Consider the following 18,164-nt stretch of genomic DNA (forward strand, 5'->3'; position numbering starts at 1 on the left):
GCCCACGGATGCCCATGGATGCGTACGGATCATGGCATCGCGCGCGTTCGGGGCGTGCCGTCTGGGATCGGGGGCTGCCGATGACCGCCGCGAGGACCGCGGGAATCCGCTGGGGCGACGTGGTGCTGTCCGCCGTCGCCGCGGTCAGCTGGGCGTTCCTGGCGATGGCCGGGGTGGCCGCGCTGGGGCTGCATCTGCTGGGCGCCGACTCGGCGGCGTCGCTCGGACCGCTGACGGCCGCGGCGGTGGTGCTGGCCGTGGGCGGCTCGGTGACGCCGTCGGGCGATGTGAGCGCCTTCGGGCTGGAGGGACAGGCCGCCCGGTCCGCCGTCGACCTCGCCCCGTTGGGCGTGGGGCTGGTGGGTGCCCTGGTACTGGGGTGGGTGTTCGCCCGCTCGCTGCGCCAGGCCGGCGCGACGCTCGGGTGGGGTGAACTGGTCGCCAGGATCGGGGCGTCGGCGGGACTGTTCGTCGCGCTGCTGGCCTTCCTGGCCTGGGCCGGACACGACACCGTGACGATCGACGGCAAGACGCTGGCCGGGCTGGGCGGGCTGATCGGCGGCGGAGGCGGCGGCTCGGGAGGCGGCAGCGGCGACGGCGGACTGCTGGACCGGCTGCGCGACGGCCTGGGCGACCTCGGCATCGGCGACGGAGGCGACGGCGGCGGGTTGTCCGGACAGATCGCCGACCTCATCGGCGCCGAGGCGTCCGTCGGGTTCGCGGTGGACACCGGTGCCTCGCTCGCCGGTGGCGCGGTGTGGGTCCTGGGGGTCCTGCTCATCGCGGTGCTGGCGGCCCGGCGGGCGCCGCTGCCCCGTGCGCTGGAGGCGGCCCACCGATACGTGCGGCCCGCGGCGTCGGCGCTGGTCACCGTGGCCCTGGTCGCGGTGGCCGCGGGTCTGGCGGCAGCCGGGTACGCGGCCGTCGGCGACGACCATCCCCGGCGGGTACTGGGCGCGGCGCTGCTCGCCGCCCCGAACGGCGTCTGGCTGGGCATCCCGCTCGGTCTGTTCGTCCCCTGGCACGGCAGCGCGTCCGGCGTGCTCACCCGGTTCCTGCCCGACCCCGTGGACCGGCTGCTCGACGGGCGGAACGACATCCAGCTGACCGTCGGACGGCTGGCCGAGCTGGACGGCCGGGTGTGGCTGCTGCCGGTGGCCGCCGCGCTGTTGATGCTGCTCGCGGGCGTGCTCACGGCGATCCGTTCGCCACGGGAGGGCATCCGGACGCTGCCGTTCGCCCTGCGGTGCGCGGCCGGCCTGGGCGGGCTGACGGCGCTGACACTGCCGCTGTGGGTCCACCTGACCGGGGTCTCGGCCAACGCGAGCCTGTCCGTCTTCGGGTTCGACGCCTTCGGCGCGGGTCTGGAGCTGCGCGGGAGCGTGCCGGCGGCGTTCGCGCTGGGGGCGGTGTGGGGAGCGGCGGCGGGCCTGCTGGGCGGGCTCCTGGCGTGCGCCACCGGGGCTGCCGGGCGGCGGGCGGTACGGCTGCCCGGTGGCGCGGAGCGGTTGGCGGAGGGTGGGCGGCAGGACGGCGGAGGGCATGGGGCCCGTACGCAGGAGTCCCGTACCCAGGGGTACGGGCGTCCCGGCGCCCAGGACTACCCCGATGCCGCCTACCGGCCCGGCCCGTACACCCCCTCCCCCGCCCACCGGCCGCCGCACGCCGACACCAACCCCTACATGCGCCCGCCTCAGGGTGCGGAGCCGCCCGGGGCCTCCCCCGAGCCGTCCTCCGGCGGGCCGCCGCGCAGGCAGAGCTGGCCGACGCCACCGCCGGGGCCCCTGCCGGAGACCCAGACCTGGCCGCCACCTCCGGAGCAGCCCCCGCACACCCAAAACTGGGGCCCGCCGCCCGCCGGGCACGCGGCACCGACGGCCCGGCGCCCCGGGAGCAGGCCGCCGGAGACCCCTGCGCCGCCCGAGTCCCACCCCACGCTGGACGGCGGGCACCGGCCGCCGCCTCCCCCACGTCCCCTGGTGCCGCCGAAGCCGCACGGCAGGCCGCGGCAGCGGCGCGAGGACCCGGCGGAGGAGCCGCCCGAAGGGCCGCCACCGCCCGGGCGGCCGGGAGAAGGGCGCTGAGCGGGGCGTCGGGGCAAGGTGCCGGGGCGGGTGTCGGGGGCGAGGCGCCGTCCGTACCACGGACACCTGTACGGCAGCCGGCGCGGGCCGGTTACCGTAAGAGCACCATGAGCGCATCGCAGATCCCGCCTGCCACCGCCGTACCGGGCGATGACGTACCGACCCTTCTCGTCAAGATCTTCGGCAAGGACCGGCCCGGCATCACCGCCGGGCTCTTCGACACTCTCGCCGCCTACTCCGTCGACGTCGTCGACATCGAGCAGGTGGTCACCCGGGGCCGCATCGTGCTGTGCGTCCTGGTCACCACCCCCGTCCCGGCCGACGGCTCGTCCGGCGTCACCGAGGGCGACCTGCGCGCCACCGTTCACAGCTGGGCCGAGTCGCTGAACCTCCAGGCCGAGATCATCTCCGGCATCGGCGACAACCGGCCGCGCGGCACCGGCCGCTCGCACGTCACCGTCCTCGGCCACCCGCTCACCGCGGAGTCCACCGCCGCCATCGCCGCCGCGATCACCGGCACCGGCGGCAACATCGACCGTATCTTCCGGCTCGCCAAGTACCCCGTCACCGCCGTGGAGTTCGCCGTCTCCGGCACCCCGACCGAGCCGCTGCGCACCGCGCTGGCCACCGAGGCGGCCGCGCTCGGCGTGGACGTCGCGGTGGTCGCCTCCGGGCTGCAGCGCCGGGCGCAGCGGCTGGTCGTCATGGACGTCGACTCCACCCTCATCCAGGACGAGGTCATCGAACTGTTCGCGGCGCACGCGGGCTGCGAGCGGGAAGTCGCCGAGGTGACCGCGGCGGCGATGCGCGGCGAGCTGGACTTCGAGGAGTCGCTGCACGCCCGTGTCGCGCTCCTGGAGGGGCTGGACGCGGGGGTGGTGGAACTGGTGCGCAAGGAGGTACGGCTGACTCCTGGCGCGCGGACGCTGGTGCGCACCCTGAAGCACCTGGGTTACCAAGTGGGCGTCGTGTCCGGGGGTTCACCCAGGTCACCGACGCGCTCCAGGAGGAGCTGGGGCTGGACTTCGCGTCCGCCAACACACTGGAGATAGTGGACGGCAGGCTCACCGGCAAGGTGACGGGCGAGATCGTGGACCGGGCGGGCAAGGCGCGGCTGCTGCGCCGCTTCGCGCACGAGGCCGGTGTGCCGCTCGCGCAGACCGTCGCGATCGGCGACGGCGCCAACGACCTGGACATGCTGAACGCGGCGGGCCTGGGGGTCGCCTTCAACGCCAAGCCGCTGGTGCGCCAGGCCGCGCACACGGCGGTGAACGTGCCGTTCCTGGACACCGTGCTGTACCTGCTGGGCATCACCCGCGAAGAGGTCGAGGCCGCGGACACGCACGACGACTGAGGACCGTCTCTCCCTCCGGACCCGCACGACGGCCAAGAGCCGTCGCTGCCTCCGGGCCCGCACGACGACCGAGGGCCGGCTCACCCTCCGGGGCCGCACGACGGCTGAGAGCCTGCCTCCCGCCCCCTCCCCCGGACACGGACGAGGGCTCCGGCGCACACGGCGTCGGAGCCCTCGTCCGTTCGGTGCGGCCGGGTCACCGGGTCAGGCGTGCGGCGCCCAGAATGCCGCCAGGCGGCCGACGCCGTGCTCGACCGTCTTCCAGGAGCCGGTGAAGGTCAGTACGGCGATCGAGGAGGTCGGGAAGCCGCTGCGGTTCATCCGCGCCAGCAGGTCGCCCTCGGCCTCGCCCGCCAGCGCGTCGGCGAGGGCGTGCATCCCGGGGTTGTGGCCGACCAGCATCAGGTCGGTCACCTCGTCGGAGGTCTCGTTCAGCAGCGCGATCAGTTCGCCGAGGGAGGCTTCGTACAGCCGCTCCTCGTAGACGGTCTTCGGGCGCTGCGGCAGCTCGCTCACGGCGAGCTTCCAGGTCTCGCGCGTCCGCGCGGCGGTCGAGCACAGGGTCAGGTCGGGAGTGATCCCGGCTCCGGCCAGCCAGTGACCGGCGACCGGGGCGTCCTTACGGCCTCGCTCCGCGAGGGGGCGCTCGTGGTCGCTCTCCTGCGACCAGTCGGCCTTGGCATGGCGAAGAAGGACAATCCGGCGAGGTGTTTCGGCGCTCATGTGTCCAGCTTCGCACGAAACGCAGCGCGGGGCGCGAGGTGTTGAGGCGCTCCCTCCGCAGGGTGAACGCTCCTCCGGCGCGCCGCCGTCACCGGGCTCAGACCCCGATGCCGACGAGGCGGGCGAGGAATTCGAGTACCGGCGCCAGGCCCTGGGAAGCGCTCACCGCGTGCGCCGTGGACGGCGCCGTCATGACGACGAGCAGCGCGACGAAGGAGACGACGGCCAGAGCCACGGCCCACCACGGCAGGCCCGTGCGCGTGCCCGGGCTGCGGGGGACGGACGGCCTGCTGGAGACGGCGGACATCGGTGGCCTCCGGGGGCATCGGCGGGGACGACGCGGCCGCGTGGTGCGGCCGCGTCCACCGCAGCGGCACGGTGTGCTTCGAACCTAGGGTGCCGCGGGGGCCGTTCCCATCCGGTACGCCACCCACTTGCCCCTGACCCTGGCCCCCTAGGGGACGGTGGGGCTGTCCCCACCTCCGCACGGCGCGTCAGGCGCGTCCGAGGCACGTCAGGGTGAGGCGAGGCTCGCGATGACGGCGATGACGACGGTCACGGCGAGCATCGCGCCCAGGACGATGAGCAGCTTCTTCTGTCCGCCCGGCGGATTCGGTTCGAGCACTGGCATGGCTTCAGTGTCGCACCTCGGCCTCGTCCTCCATCCGGCGGTCCCGGCCCGCCAGCATCCCGACCGCCATCTGGGGCACCATCAGCCCGGCCATCAGCGCGATGGGCAGTCCCCAGCCGCCGCTGTGCTGGTAGAGCGTGGCCACCAGGAGCGGTCCGGGGATGGAGATCAGGTAGCCGACGCTCTGGGCGAAGGCGGACAGCCGTACGACGCCCTCGGCGCTGCGCGAGCGCATCCCGATCATCGTCAGGGCCAGCGGGAAGGAGCAGTTGGAGATGCCCAGGAGCAGCGCCCAGGCCCAGGCTCCGGAGGCCGGGGCCAGCCACAGGCCGGCGTAGCCGGCCAGTCCGCAGATGCCGAGCCCGACGGCCAGCGGCCCCTGGTTGCGCATCCGGGCGGCCACCCGGGGCAGCACGAAGGAGAGCGGTACGCCCATCGCCATCGTGACGGCGAGCAGGACGCCCGCGGTGCCCGCCGGGACTCCGGCGTCGCGGAAGATCTGCGGCATCCAGCCCATGGTGATGTACGCGGCGGTGGCCTGGAGGCCGAAGAAGACGGCCAGCGCCCAGGCGGTCGGCGACGTGCTGACCCGCAGCGCCGCGGCCGGTGCGGCGGGCTGCCGGACGGCGGGCCCGCTCTCTCCCCGCGGCCGCGGACGACCGTCAGCCAGGGCAGGACGGCGAGTACGGCGAGCAGCGCCCACACCACGAGGCCGGACTGCCAGCTGCCGCCGAGCGCGGACGTGATGGGAACGGTCAGCGCGGCGGCCAGCGAGGTGCCCAGGGCGAGGGCCATCGAGTACAGGCCGGTGAGCGGGCCGACGCGGTCCGGGAACCAGGTCTTGATGACCACCGGCAGCAGGACGTTGCTGACCGCGATGCCCGCGAGGGCCAGCGCGGTGGCGGCGAGGAAGCCGGCGGTGCTGCCGGTGTAGGGCCGTACGACGACGCCCGCGGCGATGGCGGCCATTCCGGCGCAGACGACCGCGCCGGGGCCCCAGCGCCGGGCCAGCCGCGGGGCGGCGGTGCCGAAGACCGCGAAGCACAGGGCCGGTACGGAGGTGAGCAGCCCGGCCACGGTGGCGCTCATGCCCAGGCCGGACCGGACCTCTTCCATGAGCGGGCCGAGGCTGGTGATGGCGGGGCGGAGGTTGAGGGCGGCCAGGACCAGGCCGGCGACCATGAGGAACGGCAGCCCCCGCCGGGCGGCCGGGGCGCGGACCGGCTCCGGCGTCGCGGCGGGCCCGGGCCGTCCGGCCGGGTGCCGCTCCGGCGGGGTGTCCGGGGCTCCGGCACCGGGGCCGAGGGTCGCGAGGGAGTCGTCTGTCATGGACAGCATCATAGAATCATGGGATGAATGCCTGTCCAACGAATTCGCATCCAGGCTCCCGGTCCCCCGGCTCCGGCGCTCGGTATCCTCTCGCGGTGCCCCCTGCCGGGCCTCTCGTGGTACCCCTTGCCGGGCCTTTCGCGATGCCTCCTGCCGGGCTCCTCACGGTGCCCCCTGCCGGGCTTCCGTCTCCCGTCTTCCTGGAGCGCTGACATGCCACTGACCTCCCCCGGCGCTCCGCGCTGGCGGACCAGGTGATCACCCAGCTGCGGGCGCAGATCACGTCCGGTGAATGGCCGGTGGGCTCCCGTATCCCGACCGAGCCCGAACTGGTCGAACAGCTCGGGGTGGCCCGCAACACCGTCCGCGAGGCCGTACGGGCCCTGGCGCACAACGGTCTGCTGGACATCCGGCAGGGGTCGGGCACGTACGTGGCCGCGACCAGCGAACTGGCCGGGGTGATGAACCGCCGCTTCGCGGACGCCGACCCCGGGCACGTGGCGGAGCTGCGGAGCGCGCTGGAGGCGACGGCGGCCCGGCTGGCCGCCCGGCGCCGCACCGACCAGGACCTGCGGCAGCTCGACGCCGCGCTGGAGCGGCGCGAGCGGGCGTGGGAGTCCGGCGCGGCGACGGCGTTCGTGGAGGCCGACGCGACGCTGCACATGGCGGTCGTCGCGGCCTCGCACAACGAGGTCCTGGCCGAGCTGTACGCCGACCTCGGGGGCGTACTGCGGGAGTTTCTGCGCGCCGACGTGGGCGACGTGCTGCGGCCCGAGGCGCATGTGGACCACGCGCGGCTGGTCGCGGCGATCCGCGCGGGCGACGACGAGCGCGCCGCGACCGAGGCGAGCGCGCACCCCTTCGGCTGCCGGGCGGGTGGCTGAGCCCCGTACCACGCACGCTGCCCGCCCCGGCGGACCGGGACGGGCAGCGTTACGGCGTTTCAGGCGCTGACGGGCGTCAGGCACCCATCATGTGCACGCCACCGTCGACGTGGACGATCTCGCCGGTGGTCTTCGGGAACCAGTCCGAGAGCAGCGCGACGACGCCGCGGCCGGCCGGCTCCGGGTCGGTGAGGTCCCAGCCGATCGGGGCGCGGGTGGACCACACGTCCGTCAGCTCCTCGAAGCCGGGGATCGAGCGGGCGGCCATCGACTTGATCGGACCCGCCGAGACCAGGTTGCAGCGGATGTTCTTCGGGCCCAGGTCACGGGCCAGATAGCGGGAGGTGGCCTCCAGCGCCGCCTTGGAGACGCCCATCCAGTCGTACTTCGGCCAGGCCATCTGCGCGTCGAAGTCCATGCCGACGACCGAGCCGCCGCGCTTCTCCAGCAGCGGGAGCAGGGCCATGGTCAGGGCCTTGAGGGAGTACGCCGAGACCTCGACGGCCGTGGCGACCGACTCCCACTCGGTGTTCAGGAAGTTGCCGCCCAGCGCGTCCTGCGGGGCGAACCCGATGGAGTGCACGACACCGTCGAGCTGGTCGTCGCCGAAGTGCTCGGTGACCTTGGCGGCCAAGCCGTCCAGGTGCTCCTTGTTCTGCACGTCCAGCTCGATGACCGGGGCGGGCTTCGGCAGCCGCTTGGCGATGCGCTCGACGAGGGAGAGCCGGCCGAACCCGGTCAGCACGACCTCGGCACCCTCCTCCTGCGCCAGCCTGGCGACGTGGAAGGCGATCGAGGCGTCCGTGAGGACCCCCGTGACCAGAATGCGCTTGCCTGCGAGGATTCCACTCATGCTGATCAGTGACCCATGCCCAATCCGCCGTCGACGGGAATGACGGCTCCGGTGATGTACGCGGCCTCGTCGGAGGCCAGGAAGCGGACCGAGGCGGCGATCTCCTCGGGCTGCGCGTAGCGCGCCAGCGGCACCTGCTTCACGATGCCCTCCCGCTGCTCGTCGCTGAGCGCGCGGGTCATGTCGGTGTCGACGAAACCGGGCGCGACCACGTTGACGGTGATGTTACGGCTGCCCAGCTCACGGGCGAGCGAGCGGGCGAAGCCCACCAGCCCGGCCTTGGAGGCGGCGTAGTTCGCCTGGCCCGCGGAGCCCAGCAGGCCCACGACGGACGAGATCAGTACGACCCGGCCCTTGCGTGCCCGCAGCATCCCGCGGTTGGCGCGCTTGACCACCCGGAAGGTGCCGGTGAGGTTGGTGTCCAGGACCGAGGTGAAGTCCTCCTCGGACATCCGCATGAGCAGCTGGTCGCGGGTGACGCCGGCGTTGGCCACCAGCACCTCGACCGCGCCGTGCTTCTCCTCGATCTCCTTGTAGGCCTGCTCGACCTGCTCGGCGTCCGTGATGTCGCACTTCACGGCCAAAAATCCCTCGGGCGGCTCTCCCGAGCGGTAGGTGATGGCGACCTTGTCGCCTGCCTCGGCGAAGGCCCGGGCGATGGCGAGGCCAATGCCGCGGTTGCCTCCGGTGACCAGAACCGAGCGGCTCAAGAGATCACCCTTTCCGTGTCCTGTCCGACCTGCGTTCGCTACGAAACTATCGGTCACCGGCCTCGTACGGAGAATCGAGCCCGGACAGGCGCGCACGCCGGTCACTGTCGGGTCCCTACAGAAGGCGCCGCGGCGGGGTTGCCCTGCGGGGTGGGCCGGGGGCTCCGCGCAGGGCATGATTCATGGCGCCGACCACGGGAGGACGCCTTGCCTGTCACACCTCGTTCGATCGACGAGACCTTCCTCGCGCTGCCGCTGCACGCGCTGGCCGACGCCGCGCTGGCGCGGGCCCGCGCGCTGGGCGCCGCCCATGCGGACTTCCGCCTGGAGCGGGTGCGCAGCGCGTCCTGGCGGCTGCGGGACGCGCGGCCCTCGGAGGCCTCCGACACCACGGACCTGGGCTACGCGGTGCGCGTGGTGCACAACGGGGCCTGGGGGTTCGCGTCCGGCGTGGACCTGACGATGGATGCCGCCGCCCGGGTGGCCGGGCAGGCCGTGGCGATGGCGAAACTCTCCGCCAAGGTGACCGAAGCGGCAGGCTCCACGGAACGGGTCGAGCTGGCGGACGAACCCGCCTACCCGGACCGCACCTGGATCTCCTCCTACGAGATCAACCCGTTCGACGTACCGGACGCGGACAAGACCGGGCTGCTGGCCGAGTGGAGCGCCCGGCTGCTGGCCGCGCCGGGCGTGGCGCACGCCGACGCCTCGCTGATGACCGTCCAGGAGAACAAGTTCTACGCGGACACCGCCGGCACCGGCACCACCCAGCAGCGCATCCGGCTGCACCCTCAGCTGACGGCGGTCGCGGTGGACCCGGCGACCGGCGAGTTCGACTCGATGCGCACCCTCGCCCCGCCGGTGGGCCGCGGCTGGGAGTACCTGACGGGCGGCCACTACGACTGGCACGCCGAACTGGACCGTATGCCGTCCCACCTGACCGAGAAACTGCACGCCCCCGGCGTCGAACCCGGCCGCTACGACCTGGTCGTCGACCCGTCCAACCTGTGGCTGACCATCCACGAGTCGATCGGCCACGCCACCGAGCTGGACCGCGCGCTGGGCTACGAAGCGGCGTACGCGGGCACCTCCTTCGCCACCTTCGACCAGCTCGGCACACTGGCGTACGGCTCCGAGGTGATGAACGTGACCGGCGACCGCACCGCCGAACACGGCCTGGCCACCATCGGCTACGACGACGAGGGCGTCGCGGCCCAGTCCTGGGACCTGATCAGAAACGGCACCCTGGTCGGCTACCAACTCGACCGCCGCATCGCGAAACTCACCGGCTCCCCCGCTCCAACGGCTGCGCGTTCGCGGACTCCCCGCACACGTCCCCGTCCAGCGCATGGCGAACGTCTCCCTGCAACCCGCCCCGAAGGGACCGTCCACGCGAGACCTGATCTCCGGGGTGGAACACGGTATTTACGTCGTCGGGGACCGGTCCTGGTCGATCGACATGCAGCGGTACAACTTCCAGTTCACCCAGCAGAGGGCCTATCTCATCCGGAACGGGCAGCTTTGCGGACAGCTCCGGGATGTTGCCTATCAGGGAAGTACTACGGAGTTCTGGGGGTCGATGGCAGCCATCGGAGGCCCGCAGACGTACGTCCTCGGAGGGGCTTTCAACTGCGGGAAGGCGCAGCCGGGGCAGATTGCCGCGGTGTCGCACGGGTGTCCGTCGGCGCTGTTCACCGGGGTCAGTATTCTGAACACGGCGCGGGAGGCGGGCCGATGAGGAGTCGTATGCCGCGGGCGAACGCGCCCCACGAGATCGTCGAGCGGGCCCTGGAGCTGTCCCGGGCCGACGGCTGTGTGGTCATCGCCGAGGAGCGGTCCAGCGCCCACCTGCGCTGGGCGGGCAACGCGCTGACCACCAACGGGGTCACCCGCGGGCGGTCGCTGACCGTCGTCGCCACCGTCGACGGCGGGCAGGGCACCGCGTCCGGCGTGGTGTCGCGGGCAGCGGTGACCTCCGCCGACCTGGAGCCGCTGGTGCGGGAGGCGGAGGCGGCCGCCCGGGCGGCCGGGCCGGCCGAGGATGCCGCGCCGCCGGTTTCCGGTGCGGCGCCGGCGCCGGACTTCACCGAGGCCCCCGCCGAGACGTCCTCCGCGGTCTTCGACGCCTTCGCGCCGGCGCTGGGCGAGGCGTTCAAGCGGGCCGGGGACGGTGGGCGTGAGCTGTACGGATTCGCGTTCCACGAGGTCGTGTCGTCCTACCTCGGCTCGTCCACGGGGCTGCGGCTGCGGCACGACCAGCCCACCGGGACGCTGGAGCTGAACGCCAAGTCCCCGGACCGCACCCGGTCCGCCTGGGCGGGCCGGTCGACGCGTGACTTCCGTGACGCGGACCCGCTGGCCATGGACGCGGAGCTGGCCACCCGGCTCGGCTGGGCGGCGCGGCGCGTCGAACTGCCGGCCGGGCGGTACGAGACCCTGCTGCCGCCGTCCGCCGTCGCCGACCTGCTCGTCTACCAGCAGTGGTCGGCGACCGGCCGGGACGCGGCGGAGGGCCGTTCGGTCTTCTCACGGCCCGGGGGCAGCACCCTCGTCGGGTCGAAGCTCGCGGAGCTGCCGCTGACACTGCGCAGCGATCCGGGCGCCCCTGGCCTGGAGTGCGCCCCCTTCGTCCTGGCCCACTCCTCCGGCGACGACGCCTCCGTCTTCGACAACGGGCTGCCCCTGGAGCCGACCGACTGGGTACGCGACGGCGAGCTGCGGCGGCTGGTGACCACCCGGCACAGCGCCGGACTGACCGGACTGCCGGTGGCACCCGGCATCGACAACCTGATCCTGGAGGGCGGCGGCAGCCGGTCGCTGGCGGAGATGGTGGCGGGCACCGAACGAGGGCTGCTGCTGACCTGCCTCTGGTACATCCGCGAGGTGGATCCGGCGACGCTGCTGCTCACCGGCCTGACCCGGGACGGTGTCTACCTGGTCGAGAACGGCGAGGTGACCGGCGAGGTGAACAACTTCCGCTTCAACGAGTCGCCGGTGGACCTGCTGGGACGGGCGGTGGAGGTGGGCCGTACGGAGCGCACGCTGCCCCGGGAGTGGAGCGACTACTTCACCCGCGCGGCGATGCCGGCCCTGCGCGTCCCGGACTTCAACATGAGTTCGGTCAGTCCGGGGGTGTGAGGCCGGTGGGGCCGGTGGCCGGGCGGGCGCCCGACGGGCCCGGCCACCGGCTCCACCGGGGCCGGCCTGCGGCTCTAATAGACTCTCCCTCTGTCCTCCCGTACGGGAACACCGACCGATCAGGAACGCCATGACACGCCTCGGCGAATCCGTCGCCCGCGCCAGCTCGCTGCTCTCCGCAGACCTCTCCGCCGACGCCACCGTCGCGGAGCTGCTCAAGGAGACGGGCGAGCGGCGCTATCTCGACCTGACGGACCTGCCCGCCAAGGAGCAGGCCGAGCTGATCGCCTCCCGTACCGTCGAGGTGTTGCCGGGCGTGGACCGGCTCGCCGAGCGGATCGAGGAGCGCCGCGCCGCGGGCAAGGGTCTGCACATCAAGCTGGGCATCGACCCGACCGCCACCGACGTGCACCTCGGGCACGCGGTGCCGCTGATCATCCTGAGCCGGTTCCAGCGGCTCGGGCACGACGTGACGCTGATCATCGGTGACTTCACCGCCAAGATCGGCGACCCGTCGGGCCGTACCGCCGAGCGCCCGCCGCTGACCGACGAGGACATCGCCGCCAACCTGGCCAGCTACCGCGACCAGGTCCGGCCGTTCTTCGACTTCGAGAAGGTCAGCTTCCGGCAGAACAGCGAGTGGCTGGCGCCGTACACCTTCCCCGAGCTGCTCGGTCTGCTCGCCCAGGTGCCGGTCTCGCAGCTGCTCCAGCGTGAGGACTTCCGCAACCGCCTCGCGGCCGGGTCCGGGCTGACGATGACGGAGCTGCTCTACCCGGTCGCGCAGGGCCTGGACTCGGTGGCACTGGAGTGCGACGTGGAGCTGGGCGGCGCCGACCAGCTGCTCAACCTCCAGATGGGCCGCAAGCTCATGGAGCTGCGCGGGCAGCGGCCGCAGCTGGTCGTCACGATGCCGCTGATCGAGGGCACCGACGGCACCGGCGCCAAGATGTCCAAGTCCAAGGGCAACTACGTCGGGCTGAGCGCCCCCGCCGACGACGTCTTCGGCAAGATCATGTCGGTGCCGGACCGGCTGATGGAGCCGTACCTGAAGGCGTGGACGGAGTGGACCGACGAGGAGATCGCGGTCGTCCTGGCCCGGGTCGCGGACAAGAGCCTGCACCCGATGGACCTGAAGAAGGTCCTGGCGGGCGAGGTCGTGGCGGCGCTGTACGGCCTGGAGGCGGCGATGGCCGCGCGCGCCGGGTTCGTGGCGCAGTTCTCCAAGAAGTCCTTCGCCGACGTCGGCACCCTGCCGGCGGTGGACGTCGCCGAGCACGGCGCGGAGACGGTGGCCGCGGTCCTGACCAAGGTCCTGGAGTTCACGCCGAGCGCCTCGGCGGCCCGTCGGCTGGCCAAGCAGAACGCGCTGCGCCTGGTGGTGGAGACCCCGGAGGGCCAGCAGACGCTGACGCTCGCCGAGTCCGAGGTGATCCGGCCGCTGGGCGAGGTACTGGCCGAGCGGCTCGCCGGTCTCTCCGGCGCGGCCTACCTGAAGGCCGGCCGCAAGCTGGCACAGCTCGAAGGGCGGTAGTCGTACGGACCGGGGCGCGCGGACGAACGTTCCGCCCCCGGGTACGGCGACGGCCGGTGCGCACGCGGTGCGCACCGGCCGTTCCGCGTTCGGGGCCGGTCAGGTCGTTTCTCTCCCGTGACCGCGGATGGCCGTCCAGAGCCGGTCGCCGATGGCGACGATCACCACCGCTCCGACCAGTTGCAGCAGGTGCCGCGTCCAGTCGACGCCCTTGGTGTCGTTCACCCCGATACCGGTGGCCAGCCAGTTGCCCAGGACGCTGCCGAGCATGCCGAAGACCACGGTCAGCCACAGCGGGATCTGCTGTTTGCCCGGGAGGATCGCCTTGGCGATCAGGCCCAGGACCAGGCCGACGATGATTGCCCACAACCAGGTCATGTCGCCTCCTAATGCGGCGCGCGCACGTGAGCGTGCCCAGCCAGTTTCGCCCCGGACCGGCTACGCCGCACGCCGGAGCGGACCGTACGCGGCTCGGCGGTGCGGACCCGGCCCCGGCGTATCGCGCCCCGGTCTCGAAGGCGGCGCAGACGCGGCGTAACGTGGGAGCGGTGCGGAACCGGGGAGAATCCGGCACGACAAGCAGGCGGTGGAACGTGATGCGGAAGCAGACCGGCGCCCAGCCCTTCCGGATCACGGGAGCACGGCAGGGGCTGACCGAGGATGTGCGGGGCCGGCAGCGGCGCTATGTGATCTCGATGTCGCTGCGGACGGTGGCCGTCGTACTCACCGCCGTACTCTGGAACATCGAGCGTCACGTGGCCATCGCCACACTGGCACTGGGCATCCTGCTGCCGTACGTCGCGGTCGTCATCGCCAACGCGGGGCGGGAGAACGTACGTTCACTGCCGTCCACCTTCATACCGGCTCCCACCCGGCCGATGCTGGGCCCCGGGGGCACCGCCGGCCCGGCGGAACCGGCCCCGGAAGCGGCCGGGCCGGAAGCGGACGGGCCGCGGCGGGAACCGAGTTGAGCCGGGCCTGATCTCAAAGCTCAAGAAAAGCTCAGATCAATCATGCGGTTCCGGTGCACCGGGCCCACTCCCGCGTGACATACTGCGTACGCGCTCCGCATCCCCCGTCGGAGCGACGGACCGACGCCGGGCGGCTCCCCCGTGGCTGCCCGGCGTCGCCATGTCCGCTCCGGCGGCGACGTAGGGTTGAGGCCGTGAACTCCCCTGACGCCCCGAATTCCGGCCCCTCCGGCGATGCCGCACCACCGCACTTCCCGGGTCTGCCGGGCTTTCCCGGTCTCCCCGGTACGGCCGGCGGGGCGCCGGAAGCCGCGGCGGACACCCCGGTCTGCTCGGCCAAGGGCTGCCGCGCCGACGCGGTGTGGGTGTTGGCCTGGAACAACCCGAAGCTGCACACGCCGGAGCGCCGCAAGACCTGGCTCGCCTGCGAGGAGCACCGCGAGCATCTGTCCCACTTCCTCGGTCTGCGCGGTTTCCTGAAGGACGTCGTGACGCTGGAGGAGTGGGAGAAGGGCGCCGCCGGGCGCCCGGCCGACGGCTGAGGAACCCGCTGAGGGCTGCCCCTGGCCTGCGGCCGGCCGCCGTCATTGGTCCGGCCTCTGGCAGTTGGCCCGGCCTCTGGCAGCCGGCGCCCCGGGCCACCCAGGTGCGGCCGCGGTCAGCCCCCGATCGCCGACATCGGGCGCGCGGGCTGGAGGAACGACGGGTCGTCCAGGCCCGACCCGGCCTTCTTGCCCCACATCGCCTGCTTCCATATGCGGGCGATCTCCGCGTCCGGGACGTCCTCCGAGCGCAGCGCGGCGCGCAGGTCCGTCTCCTCGGTGGCGAACAGGCACGTACGGACCTGGCCGTCGGCGGTCAGCCGCGTACGGTCGCAGGCGCGGCAGAACGGGCGGGTGACGGAGGCGATGACGCCGACGCGGTGCGGGCCGCCGTCCACGGTCCAGCGCTCTGCGGGCGCCGAGCCGCGCTCCTCCTGGCCCTCGGGGGTCAGCGTGAAGCGGGTGCGCAGCGAGGCGAGGATGTCACCGGCGGTGATCATGCCCTCGCGCTTCCAGCCGTGCTGGGCGTCGAGCGGCATCTGCTCGATGAAGCGCAGCTCGTAGTCGTGGGCGATCGCCCAGGCCAGCAGGTCGGGTGCCTCGTCGTCGTTGAAGCCGGGCATCAGGACGCTGTTGACCTTGACCGGGGTGAGGCCGGCGGCGCGGGCCGCCTCCAGGCCGCGCAGCACGTCCTCGTGGCGCTTGCGGCGGGTCAGGGCGCGGAAGACGTCCGGGCGCAGCGTGTCGAGGGAGACGTTGACGCGGTCCAGTCCGGCGGCGCGCAGGGCGGTGGCCGTGCGCTCCAGGCCGATGCCGTTGGTGGTCAGCGACATCCGGGGGCGGTTGTCCAGGGCGGCGACGCGCTCCACGATGCCGACGAGCCCGGGGCGCAGCAGCGGCTCGCCGCCGGTGAAGCGGACCTCTTCGACGCCCAGGTCGGTGACGGCTATACGGATCAGGCGGACGATCTCGTCGTCGGTGAGCAGGTCGGGCTTGGCGAGCCACTGCAGGCCCTCTTCCGGCATGCAGTACGTGCAGCGCAGATTGCACCGGTCGGTCAGCGAGACGCGCAGGTCGGTGGCCACGCGCCCGAATGTGTCGATGAGCACTGAGGCCCCCAGCCCGAGTCCGGTCAGTTCGCTGTCGAGCCTACGCGATGGGTCCGACAGCGAGCACGGGTGAGATGTCACGAGGCGGGCGGGGCGGCGTCGTAGGGATCTACGACGCCGCCCCGCCCGCCGTCGGTACGGACGTACGGAGCGCCGCGGTCAGTGCGCCCCGGTGCCGGTCAGGGAGCGGACCTCCAGCTCGGCGTACTTCTTCACGTCCGGCTCCTCCTTGGACAGCAGCGAGCCCAGCCAGCCCAGCAGGAAGCCCAGCGGGATGGAGATCAGGCCCGGGTTCTCCAGGGGGAAGAAGTGGAAGTCCGCGCCGGGGAACATCGAGGTCGGCTTGCCGGAGACGACCGGCGAGAAGAGCACCAGCAGCACGGAGGAGGCCAGTCCGCCGTAGATGGACCACAGCGCGCCCTGGGTGGTGAACCGTTTCCAGAACAGGCTGTAGAGGATCGTCGGCAGGTTGGCGGAGGCCGCGACGGCGAAGGCGAGGGCCACCAGGCCGGCGACGTTCAGGCCGCGGGCGAAGACGCCGAGGACGATGGCGACGGCACCGATGCCGACGGTCGCCCAGCGGGCCGCCCGCACCTCCTCCTTCTCGGTGGCCTGTCCCTTGCGGATGACGTTGACGTAGAGGTCGTGCGCGAAGGACGAGGACGAGGCCAGGGTGAGTCCGGCGACGACGGCGAGGATGGTCGCGAAGGCCACCGCGGAGATCACCGCGAGCAGGATCGCGCCCCCGGTGGAGTCGGCGCCGCCGCCGATCTCCTGGGCGAGCAGCGGGGCGGCCGTGTTGCCCGCCTTGTTGGACGCCATGATCGTCTCGGGCTTGATCAGGGCGGCGGCGCCGAAGCCCAGGGCGATGGTCATCAGGTAGAAGACGCCGATGATGCCGATCGCCCAGTTCACGGACTTCCGGGCGGCCTTGGCGGTGGGCACGGTGTAGAAGCGGATGAGGATGTGCGGCAGGCCGGCCGTGCCCAGGACCAGCGCGATGCCCAGCGAGATGAAGTCGATCTTCGAGGTGGCGGTCACGCCGTACTTCAGGCCGGGCTCCAGGAAGGCGGCGCCCTTGCCGCTCTCCTCGGCGGCCTTGCCCAGCAGCGTGGAGATGTTGAAGTCGAACTTGAGCATCACCAGGAACGTGATGAGCAGGGTGCCCGCGATCAGCAGGACGGCCTTGACCATCTGGACCCAGGTGGTCCCCTTCATGCCGCCGATGGACACGTAGAGGATCATCACGATGCCGACCAGGACGACGACCAGGATCTTGCCGGCCTCACTGGTGATGCCGAGCAGCAGCGTCACCAGGGCGCCCGCGCCCGCCATCTGGGCGAGCAGGTAGAAGATCGAGACGATGATGGTGGAGACGCCCGCCGCGGTGCGCACCGGCCGCTGGCGCATCCGGTAGGCGAGCACGTCCCCCATGGTGAACCGGCCCGAGTTGCGCAGCGGTTCGGCCACCAGCAGCAGCGCCACGAGCCAGGCCACGAGGAAGCCGATGGAGTACAGGAAGCCGTCGTAACCGAAGAGCGCGATGGCCCCGGCGATGCCGAGGAAGGACGCGGCGGACATGTAGTCGCCGGAGATCGCCAGGCCGTTCTGGAAGCCGCTGAACTGGCGGCCGCCCGCGTAGAAGTCCTCGGTGCCCTTGGTCTGCCGCCCGGCCCAGACGGTGATGCCCAGCGTCGCGGCGACGAAGACCGCGAACAGCGTGATGATCAGCGTCCGGTGCTCGCCCGCGCCCCCCGCGGCGAGCTGGGCGGCGCCGTCGGCGAGCCGTCCCGTACCGGTGGTGATCCGCCCCGTACCGGTGGTGATCAGTTCGGCCGCGCTCATGCGTCACCCTCCACACGGGACTTGATCGCCGCGGCCTTGGGGTCCAGCTTCGCGGCGGCGTGCCGGGCGTACCACCAGGCGATGAGGAAGGTGGTCACGAACTGCGCGATGCCGAGGACGAAGGCGACGTTGACGTTGCCGAAGAGCTTGGTGCCCATGAAGCCGCCCGCGTAGCTGGAGAGCAGCACGTACAGCAGGTACCAGAGGATGAAGGCGACGGTGAGCGGAAAGGCGAACGAACGGTACGAACGGCGCAGTTCGCCGAACTCCTGGCTCGCCTGGACCTCGATGAAGTCCGGCGGCCGGTGCGGCCCCGGGCCGGTGGGCGGCGGTGCGGTGCTCACGGAATCTCCTGGTGGCGTAGGGCGGACGGCGGAGCCCGGCGGTAAAGGGTGCGTAAGTGATCCGGATCACGCATCGTAGAGGGGCGGCATCCGAAGTGACAGTGGTTGGTTGG

At 72.5% G+C, this 18,164-nt stretch carries 14 protein-coding genes and 4 pseudogenes; 8 read left to right on the forward strand and 10 right to left on the reverse strand.

Going from position 1 to position 18,164, the window contains the following annotated elements:
* The first annotated feature begins 80 nt into the window (after window positions 1-80).
* Both ACEXOX_RS12895 and serB read left to right on the forward strand, forming a co-directional pair.
* The gene (locus tag ACEXOX_RS12895) at window positions 81-2,084 is read left to right on the forward strand and encodes a streptophobe family protein (protein WP_406520636.1); all 2,004 of its coding nucleotides are present in this window, start codon (window positions 81-83) and stop codon (window positions 2,082-2,084) included.
* Between the two features lie 107 nt (window positions 2,085-2,191).
* Window positions 2,192-3,438: pseudogene (gene serB / locus ACEXOX_RS12900) on the forward strand (phosphoserine phosphatase SerB).
* 204 nt (window positions 3,439-3,642) lie between these two features.
* Here the strand turns inward: serB and ACEXOX_RS12905 are convergent.
* From ACEXOX_RS12905 to ACEXOX_RS12920, 4 genes and pseudogenes are all read right to left on the reverse strand, one after another.
* A complete protein-coding gene (locus ACEXOX_RS12905) occupies window positions 3,643-4,161 on the reverse strand; it encodes a SixA phosphatase family protein (protein WP_406520637.1) in 519 nt (172 codons plus the stop codon).
* Window positions 4,162-4,258: 97 nt separating this feature from the next.
* Entirely contained in the window at window positions 4,259-4,468 is a 210-nt protein-coding gene (locus ACEXOX_RS12910; RefSeq protein ID WP_406520639.1) for a hypothetical protein, read from the reverse strand.
* Window positions 4,469-4,675: 207 nt separating this feature from the next.
* Window positions 4,676-4,792, reverse strand: coding sequence for an SGM_5486 family transporter-associated protein (locus ACEXOX_RS12915; RefSeq protein ID WP_406520641.1), 117 nt, complete (start codon window positions 4,790-4,792; stop codon window positions 4,676-4,678).
* A 4-nt stretch (window positions 4,793-4,796) separates the two neighbouring features.
* Window positions 4,797-6,133, reverse strand: a pseudogene (locus tag ACEXOX_RS12920) (CynX/NimT family MFS transporter).
* Window positions 6,134-6,334: 201 nt separating this feature from the next.
* Here ACEXOX_RS12920 and ACEXOX_RS12925 point away from each other — a divergent pair.
* Window positions 6,335-7,005, forward strand: a pseudogene (locus ACEXOX_RS12925) (FadR/GntR family transcriptional regulator).
* A 76-nt stretch (window positions 7,006-7,081) separates the two neighbouring features.
* Here the strand turns inward: ACEXOX_RS12925 and fabI are convergent.
* Window positions 7,082-7,858, reverse strand: coding sequence for an enoyl-ACP reductase FabI (gene fabI / locus ACEXOX_RS12930; RefSeq protein WP_406520643.1), 777 nt, complete (start codon window positions 7,856-7,858; stop codon window positions 7,082-7,084).
* Between the two features lie 5 nt (window positions 7,859-7,863).
* Window positions 7,864-8,568 carry a 3-oxoacyl-[acyl-carrier-protein] reductase gene (fabG, locus tag ACEXOX_RS12935; protein WP_030021377.1) on the reverse strand — a complete coding sequence of 235 codons (705 nt, stop codon included), beginning with the start codon at window positions 8,566-8,568 and terminating at the stop codon, window positions 7,864-7,866.
* Window positions 8,569-8,775: 207 nt separating this feature from the next.
* Between fabG and ACEXOX_RS12940 the strand changes: the two are divergent.
* The 3 genes and pseudogenes from ACEXOX_RS12940 to tyrS all read left to right on the forward strand — a co-directional run bounded on the left by ACEXOX_RS12940 (window position 8,776) and on the right by tyrS (window position 13,240).
* Window positions 8,776-10,306: pseudogene (locus ACEXOX_RS12940) on the forward strand (TldD/PmbA family protein).
* Window positions 10,307-10,314: 8 nt separating this feature from the next.
* Window positions 10,315-11,706: a metallopeptidase TldD-related protein gene (locus ACEXOX_RS12945; RefSeq protein ID WP_406520645.1), complete on the forward strand. Its 1,392-nt coding sequence runs from the start codon at window positions 10,315-10,317 to the stop codon at window positions 11,704-11,706.
* Between the two features lie 130 nt (window positions 11,707-11,836).
* Window positions 11,837-13,240, forward strand: a complete 1,404-nt coding sequence (gene tyrS, locus ACEXOX_RS12950) for a tyrosine--tRNA ligase (protein ID WP_406520647.1) — start codon at window positions 11,837-11,839, stop codon at window positions 13,238-13,240.
* A 99-nt stretch (window positions 13,241-13,339) separates the two neighbouring features.
* Here the strand turns inward: tyrS and ACEXOX_RS12955 are convergent, their stop codons facing one another.
* Window positions 13,340-13,618, reverse strand: a complete 279-nt coding sequence (locus tag ACEXOX_RS12955; protein ID WP_030021373.1) for a GlsB/YeaQ/YmgE family stress response membrane protein — start codon at window positions 13,616-13,618, stop codon at window positions 13,340-13,342.
* 218 nt (window positions 13,619-13,836) lie between these two features.
* On the opposite strand from ACEXOX_RS12955, the gene ACEXOX_RS12960 reads away from it, so the two are divergent.
* On the forward strand, window positions 13,837-14,211 hold the full coding sequence (locus tag ACEXOX_RS12960; RefSeq protein ID WP_406520649.1) for a DUF3099 domain-containing protein: 375 nt from the start codon (window positions 13,837-13,839) through the stop codon (window positions 14,209-14,211).
* A 260-nt stretch (window positions 14,212-14,471) separates the two neighbouring features.
* Complete coding sequence (locus tag ACEXOX_RS12965) at window positions 14,472-14,753, forward strand: hypothetical protein (RefSeq protein WP_406526326.1); 282 nt, start codon at window positions 14,472-14,474, stop codon at window positions 14,751-14,753.
* 116 nt (window positions 14,754-14,869) lie between these two features.
* Here ACEXOX_RS12965 and moaA read toward each other — a convergent pair whose 3' ends face one another.
* From moaA to ACEXOX_RS12980, 3 genes are all read right to left on the reverse strand, one after another.
* Window positions 14,870-15,862, reverse strand: coding sequence for a GTP 3',8-cyclase MoaA (moaA, locus tag ACEXOX_RS12970; RefSeq protein WP_406520651.1), 993 nt, complete (start codon window positions 15,860-15,862; stop codon window positions 14,870-14,872).
* 159 nt (window positions 15,863-16,021) lie between these two features.
* The gene (locus ACEXOX_RS12975) at window positions 16,022-17,707 is read right to left on the reverse strand and encodes a cation acetate symporter (protein ID WP_406520653.1); all 1,686 of its coding nucleotides are present in this window, start codon (window positions 17,705-17,707) and stop codon (window positions 16,022-16,024) included.
* The gene (locus ACEXOX_RS12980; protein ID WP_406520655.1) at window positions 17,704-18,051 is read right to left on the reverse strand and encodes a DUF485 domain-containing protein; all 348 of its coding nucleotides are present in this window, start codon (window positions 18,049-18,051) and stop codon (window positions 17,704-17,706) included. The genes ACEXOX_RS12975 and ACEXOX_RS12980 overlap by 4 nt, the downstream gene beginning before the upstream one ends.
* Window positions 18,052-18,164: the final 113 nt, after the last annotated feature.

The organism is Streptomyces sp. Ac-502, from assembly GCF_045222935.1.
GTDB classification, from domain to species: Bacteria; Actinomycetota; Actinomycetes; order Streptomycetales; family Streptomycetaceae; genus Streptomyces; species Streptomyces monomycini.

Bases quoted from the DNA above. Each gene is read 5' to 3' on its own strand.
- ACEXOX_RS12960 (WP_406520649.1), top strand. From the start codon at position 13,837: ATGCGGAAGCAGACCGGCGCCCAGCCCTTCCGGATCACGGGAGCACGG.
- fabI (WP_406520643.1), bottom strand. From the start codon at position 7,858: ATGAGTGGAATCCTCGCAGGCAAGCGCATTCTGGTCACGGGGGTCCTC.
- tyrS (WP_406520647.1), top strand. From the start codon at position 11,837: ATGACACGCCTCGGCGAATCCGTCGCCCGCGCCAGCTCGCTGCTCTCC.
- ACEXOX_RS12895 (WP_406520636.1), top strand. From the start codon at position 81: ATGACCGCCGCGAGGACCGCGGGAATCCGCTGGGGCGACGTGGTGCTG.
- ACEXOX_RS12915 (WP_406520641.1), bottom strand. From the start codon at position 4,792: ATGCCAGTGCTCGAACCGAATCCGCCGGGCGGACAGAAGAAGCTGCTC.
- ACEXOX_RS12910 (WP_406520639.1), bottom strand. From the start codon at position 4,468: ATGTCCGCCGTCTCCAGCAGGCCGTCCGTCCCCCGCAGCCCGGGCACG.
- ACEXOX_RS12945 (WP_406520645.1), top strand. From the start codon at position 10,315: ATGCCGCGGGCGAACGCGCCCCACGAGATCGTCGAGCGGGCCCTGGAG.
- ACEXOX_RS12955 (WP_030021373.1), bottom strand. From the start codon at position 13,618: ATGACCTGGTTGTGGGCAATCATCGTCGGCCTGGTCCTGGGCCTGATC.
- ACEXOX_RS12905 (WP_406520637.1), bottom strand. From the start codon at position 4,161: ATGAGCGCCGAAACACCTCGCCGGATTGTCCTTCTTCGCCATGCCAAG.
- ACEXOX_RS12975 (WP_406520653.1), bottom strand. From the start codon at position 17,707: ATGAGCGCGGCCGAACTGATCACCACCGGTACGGGGCGGATCACCACC.